Origin of the sequence: Streptomyces gottesmaniae (genome assembly GCF_031845845.1) — a bacterium.
Lineage (GTDB): Bacteria > Actinomycetota > Actinomycetes > Streptomycetales > Streptomycetaceae > Streptomyces > Streptomyces akebiae.
In genome coordinates, this window is the sequence record NZ_JAVRFJ010000030.1 from 82,670 (window position 1) to 105,236 (window position 22,567).

The 22,567-nt window shown below is 71.0% G+C and carries 14 protein-coding genes and 1 riboswitch; of the genes, 11 read left to right on the plus strand and 3 right to left on the minus strand.

Annotated features, from left to right (window positions below; genetic code table 11):
* Positions 1-248 precede the first annotated feature (248 nt).
* A complete protein-coding gene (locus RM704_RS29765) occupies positions 249-1,037 on the plus strand; it encodes an ABC transporter ATP-binding protein (protein ID WP_033524894.1) in 789 nt (262 codons plus the stop codon).
* Positions 1,034-3,613, plus strand: a complete 2,580-nt coding sequence (locus RM704_RS29770) for an ABC transporter permease (protein ID WP_033524893.1) — start codon at positions 1,034-1,036, stop codon at positions 3,611-3,613. The genes RM704_RS29765 and RM704_RS29770 overlap by 4 nt, the downstream gene beginning before the upstream one ends.
* A gap of 145 nt (positions 3,614-3,758) precedes the next feature.
* Here RM704_RS29770 and RM704_RS29775 read toward each other — a convergent pair whose 3' ends face one another.
* Positions 3,759-5,213, minus strand: coding sequence for a DUF2079 domain-containing protein (locus RM704_RS29775; RefSeq protein ID WP_033524892.1), 1,455 nt, complete (start codon positions 5,211-5,213; stop codon positions 3,759-3,761).
* Between the two features lie 392 nt (positions 5,214-5,605).
* Between RM704_RS29775 and mfd the strand changes: the two genes are divergently transcribed.
* Complete coding sequence (gene mfd / locus RM704_RS29780) at positions 5,606-9,139, plus strand: transcription-repair coupling factor (RefSeq protein WP_033524891.1); 3,534 nt, start codon at positions 5,606-5,608, stop codon at positions 9,137-9,139.
* A gap of 132 nt (positions 9,140-9,271) precedes the next feature.
* Here the strand turns inward: mfd and RM704_RS29785 are convergent, their stop codons facing one another.
* Entirely contained in the window at positions 9,272-10,699 is a 1,428-nt protein-coding gene (locus RM704_RS29785; RefSeq protein ID WP_033524890.1) for an RICIN domain-containing protein, read from the minus strand.
* 445 nt (positions 10,700-11,144) lie between these two features.
* On the opposite strand from RM704_RS29785, the gene RM704_RS29790 reads away from it, so the two are divergent.
* Entirely contained in the window at positions 11,145-11,870 is a 726-nt protein-coding gene (locus tag RM704_RS29790) for an HNH endonuclease family protein (RefSeq protein WP_033524889.1), read from the plus strand.
* A 32-nt stretch (positions 11,871-11,902) separates the two neighbouring features.
* Here the strand turns inward: RM704_RS29790 and RM704_RS29795 are convergent, their stop codons facing one another.
* Positions 11,903-12,640, minus strand: a complete 738-nt coding sequence (locus RM704_RS29795) for a hypothetical protein (RefSeq protein WP_033524888.1) — start codon at positions 12,638-12,640, stop codon at positions 11,903-11,905.
* 247 nt (positions 12,641-12,887) lie between these two features.
* On the opposite strand from RM704_RS29795, the gene RM704_RS29800 reads away from it, so the two are divergent.
* The 7 genes from RM704_RS29800 (at position 12,888) to RM704_RS29830 (ending at position 22,185) form a co-directional block, all read left to right on the plus strand.
* Positions 12,888-14,915, plus strand: coding sequence for an N-6 DNA methylase (locus tag RM704_RS29800; protein ID WP_033524887.1), 2,028 nt, complete (start codon positions 12,888-12,890; stop codon positions 14,913-14,915).
* 208 nt (positions 14,916-15,123) lie between these two features.
* The gene (locus RM704_RS29805; protein ID WP_311591370.1) at positions 15,124-15,741 is read left to right on the plus strand and encodes a hypothetical protein; all 618 of its coding nucleotides are present in this window, start codon (positions 15,124-15,126) and stop codon (positions 15,739-15,741) included.
* A gap of 44 nt (positions 15,742-15,785) precedes the next feature.
* Positions 15,786-17,279, plus strand: a complete 1,494-nt coding sequence (locus tag RM704_RS29810; protein WP_311591373.1) for a serine/threonine-protein kinase — start codon at positions 15,786-15,788, stop codon at positions 17,277-17,279.
* A 212-nt stretch (positions 17,280-17,491) separates the two neighbouring features.
* On the plus strand, positions 17,492-18,163 hold the full coding sequence (locus RM704_RS29815) for a SurA N-terminal domain-containing protein (RefSeq protein ID WP_033524884.1): 672 nt from the start codon (positions 17,492-17,494) through the stop codon (positions 18,161-18,163).
* Between the two features lie 99 nt (positions 18,164-18,262).
* Positions 18,263-19,279, plus strand: a complete 1,017-nt coding sequence (locus RM704_RS29820; protein ID WP_033524883.1) for a nucleoside triphosphate pyrophosphohydrolase — start codon at positions 18,263-18,265, stop codon at positions 19,277-19,279.
* Between the two features lie 329 nt (positions 19,280-19,608).
* Positions 19,609-20,916 carry a cytochrome P450 family protein gene (locus RM704_RS29825; protein WP_033524882.1) on the plus strand — a complete coding sequence of 436 codons (1,308 nt, stop codon included), beginning with the start codon at positions 19,609-19,611 and terminating at the stop codon, positions 20,914-20,916.
* A gap of 219 nt (positions 20,917-21,135) precedes the next feature.
* Positions 21,136-22,185 (plus strand): transglycosylase family protein, encoded by a 1,050-nt coding sequence (locus RM704_RS29830; RefSeq protein WP_033524881.1) that lies wholly within the window; start codon positions 21,136-21,138, stop codon positions 22,183-22,185.
* A 182-nt stretch (positions 22,186-22,367) separates the two neighbouring features.
* Positions 22,368-22,567, plus strand: a riboswitch (cyclic di-AMP (ydaO/yuaA leader).

Consider the following 22,567-nt stretch of genomic DNA (forward strand, 5'->3'; position numbering starts at 1 on the left):
GTACCGCCGGAGGACGAGACGGAAGGCCTTCCGTCCTTAACCTGGCTTTACGCCGCTGGGGGGCGGTGCACCGGAGCGGTGGGGGTGGGGTTTTCCCCAGCAGAAGACTGCGCTGGGCACCAGCGCGCCGGACCCCTTCCGGGGACCAGACTCAGCAGCGCAGCACCGCGTACGGCTCGGCATCTCGCTTCGTACGGCTCGTCCACTGAGCAACGGAACCATTCGCTGCCCGACTTAGGAGACATACCGTGACATCGGCTGTGACCATCACCAGGCACGGGGGTACTGGAGGGACTACGGCCGTTGCCGCGCGGGCGCGGCAGGTCGTGAAGGCGTACGGGTCCGGTGAGACCCGCGTCGTCGCCCTCGACCACGTGGACGTGGACATCGCGCGGGGTCAGTTCACCGCGATCATGGGCCCCTCGGGGTCCGGCAAGTCCACCCTCATGCACTGCCTCGCCGGACTCGACACCGTGACGTCGGGCCAGATCCACCTCGACGACACCGAGATCACCGGTCTCAAGGACAAGAAGCTCACGCGGCTGCGCCGGGACCGGATCGGGTTCATCTTCCAGGCGTTCAACCTGCTGCCGACGCTGAACGCCCTGGAGAACATCACCCTCCCCATGGACATCGCGGGGCGGAAGCCGGACAAGGAGTGGCTGGGGCGGGTCGTCGACACCGTCGGCCTGAGCGACCGGCTCAAGCACCGGCCGACCCAGCTCTCCGGCGGCCAGCAGCAGCGCGTCGCCGTGGCCCGTGCGCTCGCCGCGCGGCCGGAGATCATCTTCGGTGACGAGCCGACGGGCAACCTGGACTCGCGGGCCGGCGCCGAGGTGCTGGGCTTCCTGCGCAAGTCGGTCGACGAGCTGGGCCAGACCATCGTGATGGTCACCCACGACCCGGTGGCCGCCTCGTACGCGGACCGGGTGCTGTACCTGGCCGACGGCCGCATCGTCGACGAGATGTTCAAGCCGACCGCCGAAGCCGTGCTGGACCGCATGAAGGACTTCGACGCCCGGGGGCGTACGTCATGACTGTCATGAAGACCTCGATGCGCAACTTCTTCGCGCACAAGGGACGGATGGCGCTCTCCGCCATCGCGGTCCTGCTGTCGGTGGCGTTCGTGACGGGAACCCTGGTCTTCACGGACACGATGGGTACGACGTTCGACAAGCTGTTCGCGGCCACCTCCTCCGACGTCACGGTCAGCGCCAAGGGCGCCTCCGACAGCGGTGAGACGCAGTCCGACAACGGCAAGCCGCCGGTCATGCCCGCGTCGGTCGTGGACAAGGTGGGTGGCGCGGACGGCGTGAAGTCGGCCGAGGGCACCGTCTTCTCCACCTCGGTGACGGTCGTCGACGCCGACAAGGACAACCTCTCGCCCACCAGCGGCGCCCCGACCATCGTCGGCAACTGGAACGCCAACGACGCCCGCACCATGAAGATCTCCTCCGGCAACGCCCCGCGCGGACCGGACCAGATCATGGTCGACGCCGACACCGCCGACAAGCACGACCTGGGGCTCGGCGACCCGATCGGCGTCATCAGCGCCGTCGGCACGCACGAGGCGAAGATCTCCGGTATCGCCGACTTCCAGGTCACCAACCCGGGCGCCGCGATCTTCTACCTCGACACCGAGACCGCGCAGAAGACCCTCGTCGGCGAGACCGGCGTCTACACCAACGTCAACATCACCGCCGCGGACGGCTTCACGGACGCGCAGGTGAAGAAGAACGTCTCCGCGGAACTCGGCGGCGCCTACAAGGTGCAGACCGCCAAGGAGATCGCGGACGCCAACGCCAAGGACGTCGGCGAGTTCATGAGCGTGATGAAGTACGCCATGCTCGGCTTCGCCGGGATCGCCTTCCTGGTCGGCATCTTCCTGATCATCAACACCTTCTCGATGCTGGTCGCCCAGCGGACCCGCGAGATCGGCCTGATGCGGGCCATCGGCTCCAGCCGCAGCCAGGTCAACCGGTCGGTCCTCGTCGAGGCCCTGCTCCTGGGCGTGTTCGGCTCGGTCCTCGGGGTCGCCGGCGGTGTCGGACTCGCCATCGGCCTGATGAAGCTGATGAGCGCCACCGGCATGAACCTGTCCACCGACGACCTCACCATCGCCTGGACCACCCCGGCGGTCGGTCTGCTCCTCGGCATCGTCGTCACCGTCCTCGCCGCGTACGTGCCGGCCCGGCGCGCGGGCAAGGTCTCCCCGATGGCCGCCCTGCGTGACGCCGGCGCCCCGCTGGACGCCAAGGCCGGCCTCGTACGGGCCGTGATCGGACTGCTCCTGACCGGCGCCGGCGGCTACTGCCTGTACCTGGCCTCCACCGCCGACAAGGCGAGCGAGGGTTCGATGTGGCTCGGTGGCGGGGTCGTCCTGTCCCTCATCGGCTTCGTCGTCATCGGCCCGCTGCTCGCCGGCGCGGTGGTGCGGGTGCTGGGCGCGGTCGTCCTGCGGGCCTTCGGCCCCGTGGGCCGGATGGCCGAGCGCAACGCGCTGCGCAACCCCCGCCGTACGGGGGCCACCGGCGCCGCCCTGATGATCGGCCTCGCCCTGGTCGCCTGTCTCTCCGTCGTCGGCTCCTCCATGGTCGCCTCGGCCACCGAGCAGCTCGACAAGACGGTCGGCACGGACTTCATCATCCAGTCCGACACCGGCCAGCTGATCACCCCGCAGGCCGTGGATGCCGCCCGCTCCGCCGAGGGCATCAAGAGCGTCACCGAGTACAAGTGGACCCAGGCCGACTTCACCACCCCCGACGGCAAGACGCTCAAGGAGACGGCGATCACCGCCGCCGACCCGAGCTACGCCACCGACCTCGCCACCGAGGTCGTCGCGGGCAAGCTGGCCGACGCCTACAAGCCCGACTCGATGTCCGTCCACGAGAAGTTCGCGGAGGACCACGGCATCGAGCTCGGCTCGAAGATCGCCGTCGACTTCAAGGACGGCCGCACGGCCGATCTGACCGTCCGCGCCATCACCAGCAGCGACGTCGTCATCGACGCCGGGGCGATGTACACCTCCATCGACACGATGGCCACGTACGTTCCGGCCGACAGGATGCCGCTCGACCAGCTCCTCTTCGCCTCCGCGAAGGAGGGCCAGGACGCGGCCGCGTACAAGTCCCTCAAGGACGCGCTGCACGACTACCCGCAGTACGAGGTCCGCGACCAGACCGACTACAAGGAGGCCCTGAAGGGCCAGATCGACCAGCTCCTCAACATGATCTACGGTCTGCTCGCCCTGGCGATCATCGTCGCGATCCTGGGAGTGGTGAACACGCTGGCACTGTCGGTCGTCGAGCGGACCCGCGAGATCGGTCTGATGCGTGCCATCGGCCTCTCCCGCCGCCAGCTGCGCCGGATGATCCGCCTGGAGTCGGTCGTCATCGCCCTCTTCGGCGCGTTCCTCGGCCTGGGGCTCGGCATGGGCTGGGGCGCCACCGCGCAGCAGCTCCTCGCCCTGGAGGGTCTGAACGTCCTCGACATCCCGTGGCCGACGATCATCGGGGTCTTCATCGGCTCGGCCTTCGTGGGCCTGTTCGCCGCGCTGGTCCCGGCGTTCCGGGCGGGCCGCATGAACGTCCTGAACGCGATCGCCACCGAGTAGCCACCGGCTGCCACCGGACACGGGGGAACGGGGACACGGGGGAACCGGGGGAGAGCCCGGCGCCCGGAAGCGGAGGCTTCCGGGCGCCGGGCTCCACCCGTTCCGGCGGGCGGGCGCCCACAGGTGGACGTACGCGCGGACGCCCTCAGGACCTGCCGGGGGACGTACGTTCCAGCAGCACGTACCCCTGGATGACGCCCCGCAGCGTGTATGTGTCGCGCGGGTGCAGCTGACGGGCGAACCCGGGGACGTCCTTCACCCAGCGCGAGCGGTTGTTGAAGACGATGTAGTCGGGCGCGAGCCCCTTCGCGCGGCCGATCCAGAAGACCCGGCAGCGGGAGGTCAGCCGGCTGATGGGGCCGATGTTGGACTCGACGGTCGCCCCGTCGGGGATGGTGCCGAGCAGCTTCTCGACGGCCCTGACGTCCGCCGGCACCCGGTAGGCGTCCGCCTTGGTCAGGGTGCCCAGCGGCAGCGCGGTCGTCAGCGCGAGCGACGCCGCGAGGACGGCGGTGGGCAGATGGATCGCGTACGAGCGCAGCCACGGCCGGGAGCTGTGCCGGGCGGCCGGGAGCGCGTCGACGAGCGCGAGGGTGATGATCGGCATCAGGACGGCGCTGTAGTGCCAGGCCGTGCCCCAGTAGTTGTCGTCGGAGGAGACGAACCGCCAGCCCAGGGTGGGCAGTACGGCGACGAGGACCGGGGAGCGCAGGGCGAGGAGTCCGCTGGTCGGGATCAGCAGCCACAGAACGGTGCGGATCTTGACGTCCAGGCCGTCGAGGGGGCCGGAGCCGCCGACCTTGGTCAGGTAGTCGGAGGCGCCGGCGGTGTTGAAGGCCGGGATGACCAGGGTGAAGGTGAGCAGCGTGGCGACCGCGCCGAACGAGGCGACCCCGACGGCGTACGGCACCACGCGGGACGACCCCTCCCGCCGGGCCCGGAGCGCGACGACCACCGCTATCGCCGCGAGCGTCAGTCCCTGGTCCTCCTTGACCAGCACCAGCGGCAGTCCCCAGAGGAGCGTCGCCCGCCAGCGCCGGCGCAGCAGCGCCTCCAGGGAGAACGCGATCAGCGGGACCGCGAAGCAGATCTCGTGGAAGTCGAAGTCCACGGCGTTCTGCAGCCCCCACGACAGCCCGTACGCCACCCCGAGCCCGACTCCCCGGGCCCGCCCGAGCATCCACGTCGCCGCCCGGGTCACCGGGACCGCCGACAGCGCGAACAGCGCGGCCTGGACGACCAGCAGCGTCACGGGGGTGGGGAAGACCCGGTAGAACGGTGCCAGCAGCATGGTGACCGGGCTGAAGTGGTCCCCCAGGACGTTGTAGCCCGGCCCCTTCAACTCGACGATCGGTGCCTGGAGGTGCGCGTACGCCCGCACCGCCTGCTCGTAGATGCCCAGGTCGTACGAGCGGGTCCCCATCCGCAGGTACCGCCCGACCGACACCGCCGCGTACGCCACGAACAGCACGAGCGCGAGCACGTACGGCTCCCGGCCGGCGAGGGAGAACCGGCGGCCGGGAGCAGCGGGCGGGACGGACGCCGCGGCCGGCCCGGGTATGAGCGCCGACGGATTCGTCGACGGGGCGCTCGGGACCATGGGGGCTCACGTTCGGGTGGGGACGGGGGTGCCCTAGAGACTAGGCGCCCCTGAAAGGCGAGGGGCGCAGCCCCCGCCTTTCAGGGGCGCGGGGAACTGCGCGACCAGCCCCCACCGGACCCGCACCGGGGGTCGAAGGGGCGCAGCCCCTTGAGGAAGGGACGGGTAGGGGCGGCGGGGGCGAGACCAAACCCGTCCACGGCCCCCACCCCGCGCGTCGTACCCTGGACACCCCCGGCCCGTCACACGAGGTCCGGGCGTTCGTGTTGCCCCAGCAGCCCCAGCCACGGCCCCGCGGCCGGCTCCGAACAGCAGCCTTGAACCGCAGCTATGAACCGCAAGCCCCGACCCATCAGCCCCCACCTTGCCCACCCGGACGGGAAACGCCCCGAATGAGCCTCCACGGTCTGCTAGACGCCGTAGTCAAGGACGCCCCCCTCGCGGAAGCGATCAGGGCGGCGTCCGACGGCCACCGCACCCACATCGACCTGGTGGGCCCCCCGGCGGCCCGCCCCTTCGTCGTGGCCGCCCTCGCCCGCGACGCCGGCCGCCCCGTACTCGCCGTGACGGCGACGGGCCGCGAGGCCGAGGACCTGGCGGCGGCCCTGCGCTCCCTGCTGCCCCCGGACGGCGTCGCGGAGTACCCGGCCTGGGAGACCCTGCCGCACGAGCGCCTCAGCCCGCGCAGTGACACCGTCGGCCGCCGCCTCGCCGTCCTGCGCCGCCTGACCCATCCCCGCCCGGACGACCCGGAGACCGGCCCGGTGTCGGTGGTGGTCGCCCCGATCCGTTCGGTGCTCCAGCCGCAGGTCAAGGGCCTCGGTGACCTGGAGCCGGTCGCCCTGCGCACCGGCGAGACGGCCGATCTGAACCGTACGGTCGAGGCGCTGGCGGCAGCCGCGTACTCCCGGGTCGAGCTGGTCGAGAAGCGCGGCGAGTTCGCCGTGCGCGGCGGCATCCTGGACGTCTTCCCGCCCACCGAGGAGCACCCCCTCCGGGTGGAGTTCTGGGGTGACGACGTCGAGGAGATCCGGTACTTCAAGGTCGCCGACCAGAGATCGCTGGAGGTGGCGGAGCACGGTCTGTGGGCCCCGCCCTGCCGTGAGCTCCTCCTCACCGACGATGTGCGCGCCCGCGCCCGCGACCTCGCCGAGGCCCACCCCGAGCTGGGTGAACTCCTGGGCAAGATCGCCGAGGGCATCGCCGTCGAGGGGATGGAGTCGCTCGCCCCGGTCCTCGTCGACGACATGGAGCTGCTGATCGACGTCCTGCCGAAGGGCTCGATGGCGGTCGTGTGCGACCCGGAGCGGGTGCGCACGCGCGCGGCGGACCTGGTGACCACCTCGCAGGAGTTCCTCCAGGCGTCCTGGGCGGCCACGGCCGGCGGCGGCGAGGCACCCATCGACGTCGGCGCGGCCTCCCTGTGGTCGATCGCGGACGTCCGCGACCGGGCCCGTGAGCTGGACATGATGTGGTGGTCGGTGTCGCCGTTCGCCGCCGACGAAGAGCTCGACGCGGACACCCTGAAGCTCGGCATGCACGCCCCCGAGAGCTATCGCGGCGACACCGCGAAGGCGCTCGCCGACACCAAGGGCTGGCTGGCCGACGGCTGGCGGACGGTGTTCGTGACCGAGGCCCACGGCCCGGCCGCCCGCACGGTGGAGGTGCTCGGCGGCGAGGGCGTCCCGGCCCGGCTGGAGGCCGAGCTGGGGGAGATCTCCCCGTCGGTCGTGCACGTGGCGTGCGGCTCGATCGACTACGGCTTCGTCGACCCCGCCCTCAAGCTCGCGGTCCTCACCGAGACCGACCTGTCCGGCCAGAAGGCGGCCGGCAAGGACGGCGCCCGGATGCCCGCCCGCCGTCGAAAGACCATCGACCCGCTCACCCTGGAGGCGGGCGACTACATCGTCCACGAGCAGCACGGCGTCGGCCGCTACATCGAGATGGTGCAGCGGACCGTGCAGGGCGCGACCCGCGAGTACCTGGTCGTCGAGTACGCCCCCGCCAAGCGCGGCCAGCCCGGCGACCGCCTGTACATCCCCACCGACCAGCTGGAGCAGATCACCAAGTACGTCGGTGGCGAGGCGCCCACCCTGCACCGCCTCGGCGGCGCCGACTGGACGAAGACCAAGGCGCGCGCGAAGAAGGCGGTCAAGGAGATCGCCGCCGACCTCATCAAGCTGTACTCCGCCCGGATGGCGGCACCCGGTCACGCGTTCGGTGCGGACACGCCCTGGCAGCGGGAGCTGGAGGACGCCTTCCCGTACGCCGAGACGCCCGATCAGCTGACGACGATCGCCGAGGTCAAGGAGGACATGGAGAAGACGGTCCCGATGGACCGCCTGATCTGCGGCGACGTCGGCTACGGCAAGACGGAGATCGCGGTGCGGGCCGCCTTCAAGGCCGTCCAGGACGGCAAGCAGGTCGCCGTCCTCGTCCCGACCACCCTCCTGGTGCAGCAGCACTTCGGCACGTTCAGCGAGCGGTACTCGCAGTTCCCGGTGAACGTCCGGGCCCTGTCCCGCTTCCAGACGGACACCGAGGCCAAGGGCACCCTGGAGGGCCTGCGCGAGGGCGCGGTCGACATCGTCATCGGCACCCACCGCCTGTTCTCCTCCGAGACCAAGTTCAAGGACCTGGGCCTGGTCATCGTCGACGAGGAGCAGCGCTTCGGCGTCGAGCACAAGGAGCAGCTGAAGAAGCTGCGCGCCAACGTGGACGTGCTGACGATGTCCGCGACGCCGATCCCTCGCACGCTGGAGATGGCGGTCACGGGCATCCGTGAGATGTCGACGATCACGACGCCTCCGGAGGAGCGCCACCCGGTCCTGACCTTCGTCGGTCCCTACGAGGAGAAGCAGATCGGCGCGGCGATCCGCAGGGAGCTCCTGCGCGAGGGCCAGGTCTTCTACATCCACAACCGCGTGGAGTCCATCGACCGCGCGGCGGCCCGGCTGCGGGAGATCGTCCCGGAGGCGCGGATCGCGACCGCCCACGGCCAGATGTCGGAGCAGGCGCTGGAGCAGGTCGTCGTCGACTTCTGGGAGAAGAAGTTCGACGTCCTCGTCTCCACCACGATCGTGGAGTCGGGCATCGACATCTCCAACGCGAACACGCTGATCGTGGAGCGCGGGGACACCTTCGGCCTGTCGCAGCTGCACCAGCTGAGGGGACGGGTGGGCCGGGGCCGGGAGCGGGGGTACGCGTACTTCCTGTACCCGCCGGAGAAGCCGCTGACGGAGACGGCCCACGAGCGCCTCGCGACCATCGCCCAGCACACGGAGATGGGCGCCGGCATGTACGTGGCGATGAAGGACCTGGAGATCCGGGGCGCGGGCAACCTGCTGGGCGGTGAGCAGTCCGGCCACATCGCGGGCGTCGGCTTCGACCTGTACGTGCGGATGGTCGGCGAGGCCGTCGCGGATTACCGGCGTCAGCTGGAGACCGGGGAGATCGAGGAGGAGCCGCCGCTCGAGGTGAAGATCGAGCTGCCGGTCGACGCGCACGTCCCGCACGACTACGCGCCGGGGGAGCGGCTGAGGCTGCAGGCCTACCGGGCCATCGCCTCCGTGAACACCGAGGCCGACATCGCCTCCGTACGCGAGGAACTCGTCGACCGCTACGGCAAGTTGCCCGAGCCGGTGGAGAACCTGTTGCTGGTGGCCGGGCTGCGCATGCTCGCCCGTGCCTGCGGCGTCGGCGAGATCGTGCTCCAGGGCACCAACATCCGCTTCGCGCCGGTGGAGTTGCGGGAGTCGCAGGAGCTGCGCCTGAAGCGGCTGTACCCGGGCACCGTCATCAAGCCGGCCGCGCACCAGGTGCTGGTGCCGCGCCCGAAGACGGCGAAGGTGGGCGGGAAGCCGTTGGTCGGGCGGGATCTGCTGGGGTGGACCGGAGAGTTCCTGGCTTCGATTCTGGGGTCCTGAGGGCGTTCGCCGGGCGCCGCCGGGCGTCCGGCGGCGATCGCTTGCGGCAGCGACCCGGTGTCCCGTACCGCGGCCCCGGCCGGAGAAGTCCGGTCGGGGCCGCGGGCAGGAACGTGAGGGCCGCGCGCGTGCTCAGGCGCCGCGCTTGAACTGCTGGTTGGTGCCGCTGCCGCAGCCCCACTGGATGAGCTTGGCGCCGTCGGCGGTGGACTTGTCCAACACGTCGAGGCACTTGCCGCTGCGCCGTGAGACGAGGCGGAGCCAGCCGTCACCGGCGTCCTGGAGCTGCCACTGCTGGTTGCTGCCGGTGCCGCAGGTCCATTGGATGATCGGATTGCCGTCGGCGGTGGAGTTGTTGGCCACGTCGAGGCACTTGCCGCTGTGCCGGGCGACGACCTGGACGTATCCGCTGCCCATGTCCTTGAACCACCATGCCTGGTTCATGCCGCCGTTGCAGGTGTACTGGGTGATCTGGGTGCCGTCGTCCTGGGACCGGCTGGGGACGTCGAGGCACTTGTTGCTGTGGCGGGCGGTGATCGTCTCCCAGGGTCCGCCGACGCCGTCGACCTTCCCGGCCGCGGTGTCGATGTTGATCTGCGCGAACCAGTCCATGGTCATCGTGGTGTCGGTGGGGAACTCCAGCGGCAGCCAGACGTACTTCGAGGCGTTGACGTTCTGGTTGAAGGAGTTGCCCCAACGGTCGCCCATGTAGAGGTACTCGGTGCCCGTGCTGCCCTGCACGGGAAGGACGAACGTGGTCTGCGAGCCGTACGCGGTGGCGTCGCCGACGTTCTGCAGGGCGCTCCAGGTGCCGGTGATGCTGGAGGCGGTCGCGTACATCTGCTGGTTGGGCCGCCAGCCGGTGGCGCCGGAGGTGAGCAGGAAGTAGACGCCGTTACGCTTGAACAGTGCCGGGGCCTCGCGGAGCTGGCCGGGCCAGAGCAACTGCACACGGGTCTCGACGGTGAGGTAGTCGGGGCTGAGGCGGTAGATGTGCAGGTCGCGGTTCTCGCGCGCGGCCGAGATCATGTAGCCGGTGCCGTCGTCGTCCGTGTAGACGGTGATGTCGCGGGACATGTGGCCCAGCGGGCGGAAGCTGCCCTGCCAGGTGTAGTCGCCGTCGACGGTGTCGGAGACGGCGACGGCAGCGCGGGCCTGGGTGTAGTCGGTGGCCAGCTCCTTGTGCATCCACATGACGAACTTGCCGGTGGACGCGTTGTACATGACCTTGGGGCGCTCGATGTTGGCCGAGGCGAGCTCAGGGTCGCTGGCCTGGGTCAGGACATGGCGCCGGAACTCCCAGGTCTTCAGATCGGTCGAGCGGTACGCGGACACGTACCGGAATGAGTTGTCCTCGTTGCGGTTCTCCCCGAACCAGTAGTAGTACGAGCCGACCTTGATGACGCCACCACCGTGCGCGTGCACGACGGCACCTGTGGTGTCCGTGAACTGGGTGGCGTTGGGGATGGTGACGGTGGCCGCGTGCGCGGTGCCCATCAGAAGGGTTTGCGGGAGGAGACCTATCAGCACGGCAAGCAGGAAGAGCCAGACACGACGCATCGGGGGTTCCATTCACGACAGGACAGCACGAGAACGACCAAAAGCTGGCTGAAACCAACGTGCAGCATGAGAATGCTTGCGGTAGATGCGTGTCAAGAGTGTGAACGTGTTGAATCGCGCGGATGTCATCCAAGCGCCGCAATGTACTGAATTGTCCTGCCGATACTGGCGAGTTGGCCGACCTGGGGCTGTGCGGCCGGTCGAATGCTCAGGGAGGACCGGGCTCGCGGAATGTTCGATCGAGTCGATTTCTGTTCGAGGTTTCGGCTCCCCAACGTCGTGTTTCGGCCTGGCCCCGGTGCCCTCGGTGGTGAATCGCCGTCAGGTGTCCCGACGTACGCTGACCGACCTTCTCTTGTGCCCGGGGGCTACGGTGTCGAGCAGGGGAGACGGGGAACCCCACGCAGGACCGCGTGCGTGCACAGAGCAGAGGAAGGGGTGTCGCATGGTGCGTTTGAGGGGTGGGGTCGCCGTCGTCGCCCTGGTGCTGGTCGCCGCGACCGGCTGCGAATTCGACAACGCGGAGGGCTCGGCCGGACCGCGGGAGAGCCCCGGCGGGGGTGGCGGCGGCGCCGCGTTCGCCGCCGCGGAGGCGCTGACCGTCAAGGGGCGGGCGCCCAAGACCAATTACGACCGCGGTGAGTTCGGCAGTCCCTGGGCCGACACGGACTCCAACAGCTGCGGCACCCGCGACGACATACTCAAGCGCGACCTGGACGACGTGAAGTTCCGGGCCGACGACTGCACGGTGGTCTCCGGGATGCTCGACCCGGACCCGTACACCGGGGAGGACGTGCCGTACGTCCGGGGGCGCAGCAAGGTCGACGTGGACCACATCGTGGCCCTCTCCGACGCGTGGCAGAAGGGCGCCCAGCAGTGGGACGACAGCAAGCGCATAGCCCTGGCCAACGACCCGCTCAACCTCCTGGCGGTCGACTCCGGCACCAACCGCGGCAAGGGCGACGGTGACACGGCCACCTGGCTCCCGCCCAACAAGGCCTACCGCTGCACCTATGTGGCCGCCCAGGTCGCCGTGAAGACGAAGTACGACCTCTGGGTCACCTCCGCCGAACAGTCCGCCATGAAGCGCGTCCTGACCACCTGCCCCGAGCAGAAACTGCCCACGGGCGGCAACCCGACCAAGGCCCCGGCCCGCTTCCACGCGGACTGAGGCGGTCGCGGTGCCGCCCGGTGGGAGGTGCGTCAGCTGAAGTCCTCGTCCAGGTCGATGACCTTGCCCTCGGGAGCCTTGGCCGGGACCGGCTTGTCGTAGTCGGTGAAGACCAGGTCGCCGGGCTCCTCGGCGGTCTTGCTGACGACCCGGAGCAGGTACGGCTTGCCCTCGGTGGCGACGTACAGGGTGTACTTGTCCTTGCCGTCCTTCTCCTCGAGGGTGATCGCGGGGGTGCCGTCGACCTCGGCGGTCTTGCCGCGCGTGGCGCCGGAGTCGACGTCCTCGAAGTCGGCGAGGACGGTGTCGAGGTCGCAGAAGCTCGCGATGTCCTTGGAGTCCGCGGCGGTCGCGGACGTCTTGGTCCACTTGCCGGCGAGCATGTCGACGACCATGTCGGCCTCCTCCTTGGAGGAGTCCTTGGACTGGGCGCGCAGGAAGGCCTCGTCGTACTTCATGTAGAGCGTGTCGCCGACCTTGATCAGCTCGGCCTCGCCCTCGCCGCCCATGCTCATGGTGCCGGCGCAGTCGCCCTTCTTGTTCATCGCCATGTCCATCTGGACCGTGCCGCCGGCGGAGTCGTCCTGGATCTCGCCCTTCATGCGGAGCGATTCGGCGTCCGAGGTGGCCTTCACGGCCTTGTCGGCGATCTCGCCGCCGGTCAGGCCCGCGAAGGGACCGTCGGCCTTGTCCTCGCCGGGCAGACAGCCGGTGAGCGACAGGGTGGCCGCGGCGGCGATGCAGAGAGCGGCGAGTGCGGTGCGACGCATGGGAGTTCCCCCCTGGGAATCGATGAGCGGTGAGCCGTGCTGAGCGGCGTGCGCCGGTACACAGCGCAGCCAACGTGTGACCATCCGAATCGGGCGGCCGGTCGTTCGATGGGTCAATCACAGCAGAGCTTGTGAACCGAGTCAACACGGTTCACGGAACCTTGTCTGTACACGGCGTGAAGGGGTAGATCTTGCATGCGTCGGTATGCTCGACGTCACACCACCAGGTACGAGGGGAGCCGGGCGCGTGCAGGGGAACGGGACAGAGGTCACGGCCGCGGACATCGCGCGGCTCGCCGGGGTGGGTCGCGCCGCCGTCAGCAACTGGCGCCGTCGGCATGCCGACTTCCCCAAACCGGTCGGCGGCACCGAGACCAGCCCGGCCTTCGCGCTCAGCGAGGTCGAGGAGTGGCTGCGCGACCAGGGCAAGCTCGCCGAGGTGCCCCTGAAGGAGCGCGTCTGGCAGCAGGTCACCGGTCACCCGGAGGGTCCCGTCACCGCCCTGGTGCACACGGGCTGCGCCCTGCTCCTCCTCCGCGAACGACCCTTGACCTGGCTGGAGTTGAGCGCCGTCCCCGACGACGGGGAACTGGCCGCGATCCTGTCCGAGTCGCTGGGGGAGGTCCTCACCCCGCGCTTCGGCCCGGCCCGTGGCCCCGCCGTGCCCCGGCCGCGCCCCGCCGAGATCCTGCCCTCGATCCCACTGCTGCGCGGCGCCACCGAACTCGCGGCCGACCTGGGCGCACGGCAGACCTTCGAGTTCCTCCTCGCCCGGCACCTCGACGCCAACCCGCGCCAGTACACGCTCACTCCGGGCGAGCTCGCCGAGCTGATGGCCGAACTCGCCGGGCCCGCCCGCTCGGTGCTCGACCCGGCCTGCGGCACCGGCGCCCTCCTGCGCGCCGCCGCCACCCGCCCCGACCAGGAGCTGTACGGCCAGGACAGCTCCGGCGAACTGGCCGCCCTCACCGCGCTCCGCCTCGCCCTGCGCACCGGGAGCACCGTCCGCACCGCCCCGGGCGACAGCCTCCGCGCGGACGCCTACGAAGACCTCAGGGCCGAGGCCGTCCTGTGCCACCCGCCGTTCAACGAGCGCAACTGGGGGCACGACGAACTCGCCTACGACCCGCGCTGGGAGTACGGCTTCCCGGCCCGTACGGAGTCCGAACTCGCCTGGGTGCAGCACGCGTTGGCCCGCCTGGAGGACGGCGGCACCGCCGTGCTGCTGATGCCGCCGGCCGCCGCGAGCCGCCGCTCGGGGCGCCGGATCCGCGCCGACCTGCTGCGCCGGGGCGCGCTGCGCGCCGTGATCGCCCTGCCGGTCGGCGCGGCACCCCCGTACAGCATCCCGCTGCACCTGTGGGTGCTGCGCAGGCCCGGCAGGGCGTCGGTGCCACCGCAGTTGCTGCTCGTCGACGCCGGGCGGCTCGTGCCCGAGGGACGGAGCGGGTTCGACTGGGCGGCGGTGCGCACCGCCGTGCTCGACGCCTGGCGGCCCTTCGACCGGACGGGCCAGACCGCGGAACGGCCGGGGCTCAGCCGTTCGCTGCCGGTCATCGACCTGCTCGACGACGACGTGGACCTGGCCCCCGCCCGGCATCTGCCGCCCCCGGCCGCGGGCGGCGGCGCCGCGGAGCTGACCGCCGTACGCGACCACCTCGGCGAGACCCTGCGGCTGGCCGCCGACCTGACGCCCCCGCTCGCCGAGGAGGCGCGGCCCGCGCGCTGGCCGCTCACCACGGTCGGCGAACTCGCGCGCGGGGGAGCCCTGGTGCTGCGCACCGGCGGGAACGGCCCCCACGCGCGCGTGCTCACCGACCACGACGTCCTGGCCGGCACGGCACCCTCGGGAACGCTGCCGGAGACGGGCGAGCCCGCCGTGCTCGTGGAGGCCGGCGACGTCGTCGTGCCCGTCCTCGGCGGCGGCGGGATCGCGCGCGTGATCGACGAGGAGACCGCGGGCGCCGCCCTCGGCCGCAACCTCACCCTGCTGCGCCCCGACGCGGCAGCGCTCGACGCCTGGTTCGTCGCCGGTTTCCTGCGCTCCACCGCCAACAGCCGCCAGGCCAGCAGCTACGCCTCCACCGCGACCCGGCTCGACGTCCGCCGCCTCCAACTGCCCCGCCTGCCCCTGGAACAGCAGCGCCGCTACGGCGAACGCTTCCGTGCCCTCGCCGCCTTCGAGGACGCCCTGCGCCGGGCCGGACGGCTCGGCGAACGCCTGGTGCGCGGCATGTACGACGGCCTGACGGACGGCACCGTCGCCCCGGACTGAGCCGGCGGCAGCCGGTCGTGGACCCGCCAACTCCCCCCGCGGCTCCCACCCCGACGCCTACCGGACGGAACCGCTCCGCCCGGGGCGGGCGTGACCAGCACTGCGGTACTACAACGGTTGTCCACAACCCTGGACCTCATGTCGTGGTCGACCGATACCCTCGGGACGACATCGCACGTCCGCTCTCACCAGGCCCTCAGGAGCAGCCATGCAAGGCCACGGCTACGCGCCGACACCGCCCCCCGGCCCCGATCAGGGGGGCCAGGTCACACTCCGTGTGATCTTCGTGGTGGTCGCGGTCATGAGCTGTGGCCTGCTCGCGTGGGCGTGCCTGCTGCGGCTCGCCTCGGTGACCCGCAGGACCCTGGACTGGTGGCTGTTCGCCCTCGCGATCGTCCACATCGTCGCGACGCTGTACATCATCGGCACCGACCCGGGCGAGGAGGAGTTCACCACCTGGCGCGGCGACGTCGGCATGTCGATGCTGCTCGGCGGCCTGGTCGCGATCGTCGCGTACTACCTGGCAGCGGACATACGCCACTCCAGCCGCTCCCGGACGGCCCCGCCCTCGCCGTACGCCCAGACCACCGTGTACTCGGGACAGACCGGCTACAACCCCCAGCAGTCGGGCTACAGCTACCCGCCGGTCCAGGTCCCGCAGCCCTACACCCCCACCCCGCCGGTCCCGCAGCCGCCCGTGCAGCAGCAGCCGCAGCACCAGCCGGCCCCGGACCCGCAGCGTCCCGGGCCGGCCCGTATCGACCAGGTGCGCGCCGAACTCGACGAGCTCAGTGACTATCTCCGCAAGCACGAAGGAGACAGGTGACCCAGGGGCAGGGGACCGGTCGCCTGATCACCGGTCGCTACGAACTGTCCACGATCATCGGACAGGGCGGCATGGGCCAGGTGTGGACGGCCTACGACCAGCGCCTCGACCGGCGGGTGGCGGTGAAGCTGCTGCGCCCGGACAAGGTCGCCGGCCAGGAGGCCGACGAACTGCGCCGCCGCTTCGTGCGCGAGTGCCGCGTCACGGCCCAGGTCGACCACCCCGGCCTGGTGACCGTGCACGACGCGGGCAGCGAGGGCGAGGAGCTCTTCCTCGTCATGCAGTACGTCGACGGGGCCGACCTCGCCGACCACCTCGCCGAGCACGACCCCTACCCGTGGCAGTGGACCGTCTCGGTCGCCGCCCAGCTGTGCGCCGTGCTCTCCGCCGTGCACGCGGTGCCGATCATCCACCGCGACCTCAAGCCGCGGAACGTCATGGTCAAGCAGGACGGCACGGTCACCGTGCTCGACCTCGGCGTCGCCTCCGTCATGGACACCGACACCACCCGCCTCACCCACACCGGTTCACCCATCGGCAGCCCCGCCTACATGGCCCCCGAGCAGGCCATGGGCGGCGCGGTCGGCCCGTACACCGACCTGTACGCCCTCGGCGTGCTGATGCACGAACTGCTCAGCGGGAACGTCCCGTTCACCGGCTCGACAGCCCTCGGCGTCCTCCACCGCCACCTCTACGAGCCACCGGTCCCCGTCCGCCGACTGCGCCCCGAGGTCCCCGAGAACCTGGAGGCCCTGGTCCTGCGGCTGCTCTCCAAGGACCCGCAGCACCGCCCGTCCTCCGCACAGGAGACCTACGAACAGCTCCTCCCGCTGCTCCCCGCGCGCGGTATGCCCACCGGCTCCCCGCTCGACCCCACGCGCCCCTTCCTGCGTCCGCACGCCCCCTGGCCGGACCGCGCCCGCATCCCCGCGCCACAGCCCTCCGCCGCGCCCGACCAGGCGCCCGCGGCGGACAAGCCCGATGTGGCGGGCGCCGTCGACGAGGTCAAACGGCTCCTCGGCGAGGGCCGCATCACCCAGGCCGTCGACATCCTCGGCGCGATCCTCCCGGCCGCCGCCGCCCAGCACGGCGAGCACTCACCCGTCGTCCGCACCCTGCGCAAGCAGTACGCGGCCACCCTCATGGACGACGGCCAGTACCGCCGCGCCCTGCCCGAGCTGCGCCGCCTCGCCGACGAGCGCGCCGCCGAGGCTGGCCAGGCCGACACCCAGGCCCTGCGCTACCGCTACGACTCCGCCCAGTGCCTCGAACAACTCGGCGAACCGGCCGCGGCCCTCGCCGAGTACCGCTCCCTGCTGCCGTACTACGAGAACCAGTACGTCGGCGGCGACCCCGAGCTCTCCCTCGACGTCCGCCGCCGCATAGGCCACCTGCTCCTCGCCCTCGGCGACCGCGGCGCCGCCCACGAGACCCTGGGCCGCCTGCTGCTCGACGTGGAACGGCTGCGGGGACCGGGCCATCCGCTGGCGGGCGAGGTGCGGCGCACGCTGCAGTGGCTGGGCCAGATGCGGGGCTGACCCCGCCGACGGACCGCGCATCCCGGGGTGAACCGGGCGACCCGCGCCTCCCGACGCCCCGCGTGGGCCGGTGGTGGCACGCTGCCGGTGCGACGGTGCCCGAAGTCGACGTGAATCGTTGGTCGAATGGCTGGCCGAGAGCAGGGCCACTGCCTACCATCGATCACCGCAAGACGTTGTGCACCGCCGCACAATCTCCTCGGGAGGCCCACTTGCACCGCCGCCGTCGCACCGCGCTCCTCCTCTCCGCCGCGATCACCGCCGCGGCCCCGCTCCTCACCGCCTGCGGGGGCGATGCGCATCCCGGCGCGGCGGCCGTCGTCGGCGACGACCGGATCACCGTCGCGCAACTGGAGAACCGGGTGAACGACGTGCGCGCCGCCCAGCGCGCCGCCAGCACGGACGAGAGCCAGTACCAGCAGGTCGTCGCCCAGAGCAGCGCCCTCACCCGCAACACCCTGAACGGCATGGTCCTGGAGAAGGTCCTCGACCAGGCGCTGGAGGACGCGGGTGTGACCGTCACCCGCAAGGAGGTCCAGCAGTACCGTTCCGGCCTGGAGAAGGAGGCCGGCGGCGCCGAGGCCCTCGAAGCGGCCTACCTGCAGCGCTACAGCGTCGCCCCCGAGCAGCTGGAGGACAGTCTCCGCAGCGATGTCGAGGTGCAGAAACTCGCCACCGCCCTCGGCGCCGACCTGAACAGCCAGGAGGGCGGCACGATCTTCTGGAAGGCCCTCTCGGAGGCCTCCGAGAAACTCGACGTCGACCTCAACCCCCGTTACGGCAGCTGGGGCGTCGACAAGGCCTCGGGCCGCGTCGGCCTGCTGGAGGCCAAGACACCCTGGGTGAAGGACGTCACGGGAACGGGGTCGCAGGAGCCGGCGTAACCGCCGATCCGAACCGGTCCCGTCCGGTCCCGTCCGTTCTGTCCACAGGGCCTGTGGACAACTTCGGGGGTCGTCGGTGACGTGGGTTACGTTCGTGGGGTGAACGCACACCGCCCCGACGGCGACCCCGCCCCCACGGCCCCCGGGACGTCGTCCTCCGACCCCGGCCGAGTCGTCCTGCTCACCACCAGCCATCGCGTGGCGCCCGGCCTGCTGTCCTGGCCCGCCTGGCAGGCACTGCACGGGGCGGACCGCGTCCTGTGCGCGGACGAGACGCACCCCCAGCTCCCCTACCTGCGCGAGGCCGGCATCACGGTCGAGCGGGCGACCCCGACGGCCGAGGACCTGGTCGACGCCTGCGCCGGCGACCGCACGGTGATCGTGGTGGCCACGGCCGAGGGCGAACCCCGCCTCACCGACGGCCTCGCCCGCCTCGCCGGCTCGGGCCGCGTCCGGATGCCGTCCCTGGAGCTGCTCCCCGCCTCGTACGACCTCCCCGGCGCGCGCCTGCTCGACCTCGTCCAGGTCATGGACCGCATCCGCGCCGCATGCCCGTGGTCCTCCCAGCAGACCCACAAGGGCCTCGCCAAGTACGGCATCGAGGAGGCGTACGAACTCGTCGAGGCCATCGAGGAGGGCGACCGCGACGAACTCCGGGAGGAACTGGGCGACGTCCTGCTCCAGGTCGTCTTCCACGCCCGCATCGCCGAGGACGACCCCGACACCCCCTTCTCCATCGACGACGTCGCCGCCGGCATCGTCACCAAGCTCATCCACCGCCACCCCCACGTCTTCGGCGACGAAACGGCCACCACCCCGGAGGAGGTCAAGGCGCACTGGCTCCGCACGAAGGCCATAGAAAAACGCCGGGAGTCCGTGACCGACGGCGTCCCCCTGGGCCAGCCCGGCCTGGCCCTGGCCGCCAAACTCTCCTCCCGCGTCCGCACCGCCGGCCTGGCCGTCCCGCTGCCCCAGGGCCAGGACATCGGCTACGAACTCCTCACCCTCGCCGCCCGAGCCGAAGCCGAGGGCACCGACCCCGAAGCGGCCCTGAGAGCGGCGGCGCGCGCCTACCGCGACGCGATCCGAGCCGCGGAAGGACTCGACGAGGGCTGACATGACCAGGAGCGCTGGGGTTCTGAACGGACCGGCGCACGGGCCGTCGGCGGCGGAGCCGGACCTTCCCGATGCGAAGAAGGCTCTGGCCGAGACCCCCAGGTCCCCGGCGTACTCCCCCCGGGGCGGCGACACGACTCCTGTCCGTGGTCCGATCCCGGGAGGCCCGGAGCCATCACTCCGGTGGAGCGGGGGCCCCGCACTCCCCCAGCTACCGCCGAGGGTGCCCCCGGGCGCCGTACCCGGCGTCCCCGATCGCACGATCACCGTTGCCCGTACGGCCCAGGGCGCCGCAAGCCGACCATCCCACGATTGAGTAGACCGTCCTCATGCACATTCCCCGGCCGGCAGCTGGCCGCCCCTCCTCCCCGAGCCCGGCCCCCTCCCTGTTCACCTGGGAGTTCGCCACCGACCCCTACCCGGCGTACGCCTGGCTCCGGGAGCACGCCCCGGTGCACCGCACCCGGTTGCCCAGCGGTGTGGAGGCCTGGCTGGTCACGCGCTACGACGATGCCAAGCAGGCCCTCGCCGACCCGCGTCTCTCGAAGAACCCCGCGCATCACGACGAGCCCGCCCACGCCAAGGGGAAGACCGGCATCCCCGGTGAGCGCAAGGCCGAGTTGATGACCCATCTGCTCAACATCGATCCGCCGGACCACACGCGGCTGCGCCGTCTCGTCTCGAAGGCGTTCACGCCCCGCAGGGTCGCCGAATTCGCCCCCCGGGTACAGGAGTTGACCGATCAGCTCATCGAACGTTTCGCGGCGACGGGCGAAGCCGATCTCATCCACGACTTCGCCTTCCCCCTGCCCATCTACGCCATCTGCGACCTGCTCGGCGTCCCCCGTGAGGACCAGGACGACTTCAGGGACTGGGCGGGCATGATGATCCGGCACGGCGGCGGCCCGAGGGGCGGTGTCGCGCGCTCGGTCAAGAAGATGCGCGGCTACCTCGCCGACCTCATCCACCGCAAACGGGAAGGGCTCACCGAGCACCCCGCCCCCGGCGAGGACCTCATCTCAGGGCTCATCCGCGCCTCCGACCACGGCGAGCACCTCACCGAGAACGAGGCCGCGGCGATGGCGTTCATCCTGCTCTTCGCCGGCTTCGAGACGACCGTCAACCTCATCGGGAACGGCACCTACGCCCTGCTCACCCACCCCGAGCAGCGCACCCGCCTCCAGGCATCCCTCGCCGCCGGGGAGAAGGCGCTGCTCGAAACCGGTGTCGAGGAACTCCTGCGCTACGACGGCCCCGTGGAACTCGCCACCTGGCGCTTCGCGACCCGGCCCCTCACCGTCGGCGGGCAGGACATCGCCCCGGGCGACCCCGTCCTCGTCGTCCTCGCGGCGGCCGACCGCGACCCGGCCCGCTTCCGGGACCCCGACACCCTCGACCTCTCCCGCCGTGACAACCAGCACCTCGGCTACGGCCACGGCATCCACTACTGTCTCGGCGCCCCGCTGGCCCGTCTCGAAGGCCAGACCGCGCTGGCGACCCTCCTCACCCGCCTCCCCGACCTCCGACTCGCGGTGGATCCGGCCGACTTGAGGTGGCGCGGAGGGCTCATCATGCGGGGGTTGCGCACGCTTCCGGTGGAATTCACCCCGCAAGGGCGGTCCGGGGGCCGTTCGTGACGCGGTTCGTAAGCGGTACGTAGTAGTACCCGGGCAGCCCGTAGCACTACCGCATTCCGCGACGGAAAGTGACTCTCCCTCAAGTCTGTGATCTTCACGTGATCTGCGCTGCATTAACTTGTGACAACTGATCGACTCCCGCTACGTTCACACGTCAGTGCGAAGGGGTCACCCCACACCCTTCGCACCGGTCACCGCTGTCGCGTGAAAGGCAACCGCATGCTCTCCGGGAACGGTCGACACCGTCGCCCCCGTCAGGCTCCCGCCCTCCTCGTCGCGGCCGGAGTGACCGGCTCGGCCATCGCGATCCCCCTGCTCGGCGCCACCGGCGCGAGCGCGGCCGACGGAACCACCTGGGACCAGGTGGCGGAGTGCGAGAGCGGCGGCTTCTGGAGCGCGGACACCGGGAACGGACGCTACGGCGGCCTCCAGCTCACCCAGGCGAACTGGGAGAAGTACGGCGGCCTCGACTACGCGGCGAGCGCCGATCAGGCCAGTCGTTCGCAGCAGATAGCCGTCGCGGAGAAGGTGCTCGCCGACCAGGGTGTCGGCGTCTGGGCCACCTGTGGTCTGCTCCACAACCTCGGGGGCGACTCCGGTTCCGCCGACGTGGACACGGGCGTCGCGGGCGACTCGACGGATTCGGGTGACTCGTCCAGTTCATCTGGTTCGTCTAACTCTTCCGATTCGTCCGAATCTTCCGGTTCCGCCGGCGAGGCCGACGAGGCCGACTCGGCCAAGTCCGCCGACTCGGTCGACTCCGACACGTCGGGCGACTCGACTCCCGAGGCTTTCGAAGGGTCCACCAAGGCCAAGGCCGGTACGGGTGCCGACACCGACTCGGACGGCACGGCCGGCTCGGACGGCTCCACGGCCTCCGGGGGTGCGAAAGCGGACAAGTCGACACAGAGTGACAGCTCTTCGGTCGACGAGGGCGAAGGCGGCACCGGTCGTCATCGCGGCGCCAGCGCCGACGAGAGTGCCTCCGGCGCGGAGGTCGGGACGGACGCGGCCGACGGCTCACGCCCCGCCGACCCCACCCCCTCCGGCCGTCACGCCTCCCGCGGCGGCGACGGGGCGGGGGAGTCCGCGGACGGCGCCTACACCGTCCGCGCGGGCGACAGCCTGACGCGGATCGCGAACTCCCTCGACCTGACCGGCGGGTGGCGTGAGCTGTACGCCGAGAACGAGGGCACGGTGGGAACCGACCCGGACCTCATCCTTCCCGGTCAGACCCTCGAAGTCGGTGCCGAAACGGGCGAAAAGTAGCGACAGTTCAGGTCACTGTTCGCCCCTGAATGCCCGTTTTGATCTAGGTGGGAGATGAATCACAGGCCCCCTGATCGTCTTTGAAATCCGGGCAATCACGTGTTTACGGTCGTGACCGCTCGCCACAGCGGGCCCCTGCGGTCGGTACGCCGAATCCTGCCAACGGCCGCAAGGAACAGTCGTCGCGTCAAGCGCCGTAGGCAGGAGCGGGGGACCCAAGGTAAGTGCCGGGTCCGGTGGTTGCGGCCCTTCGGGGGCGTACGTCCGGAACCGGCTCGGGGTGAAGCCGCGCGACGTGAGCCGAGAGGCGAGCGTGCGCGGCCGGGCAACTCAACCGGCCCGAACCCGACAGCTCACCTCGCAGGCGTCGGTGAGGGGATCT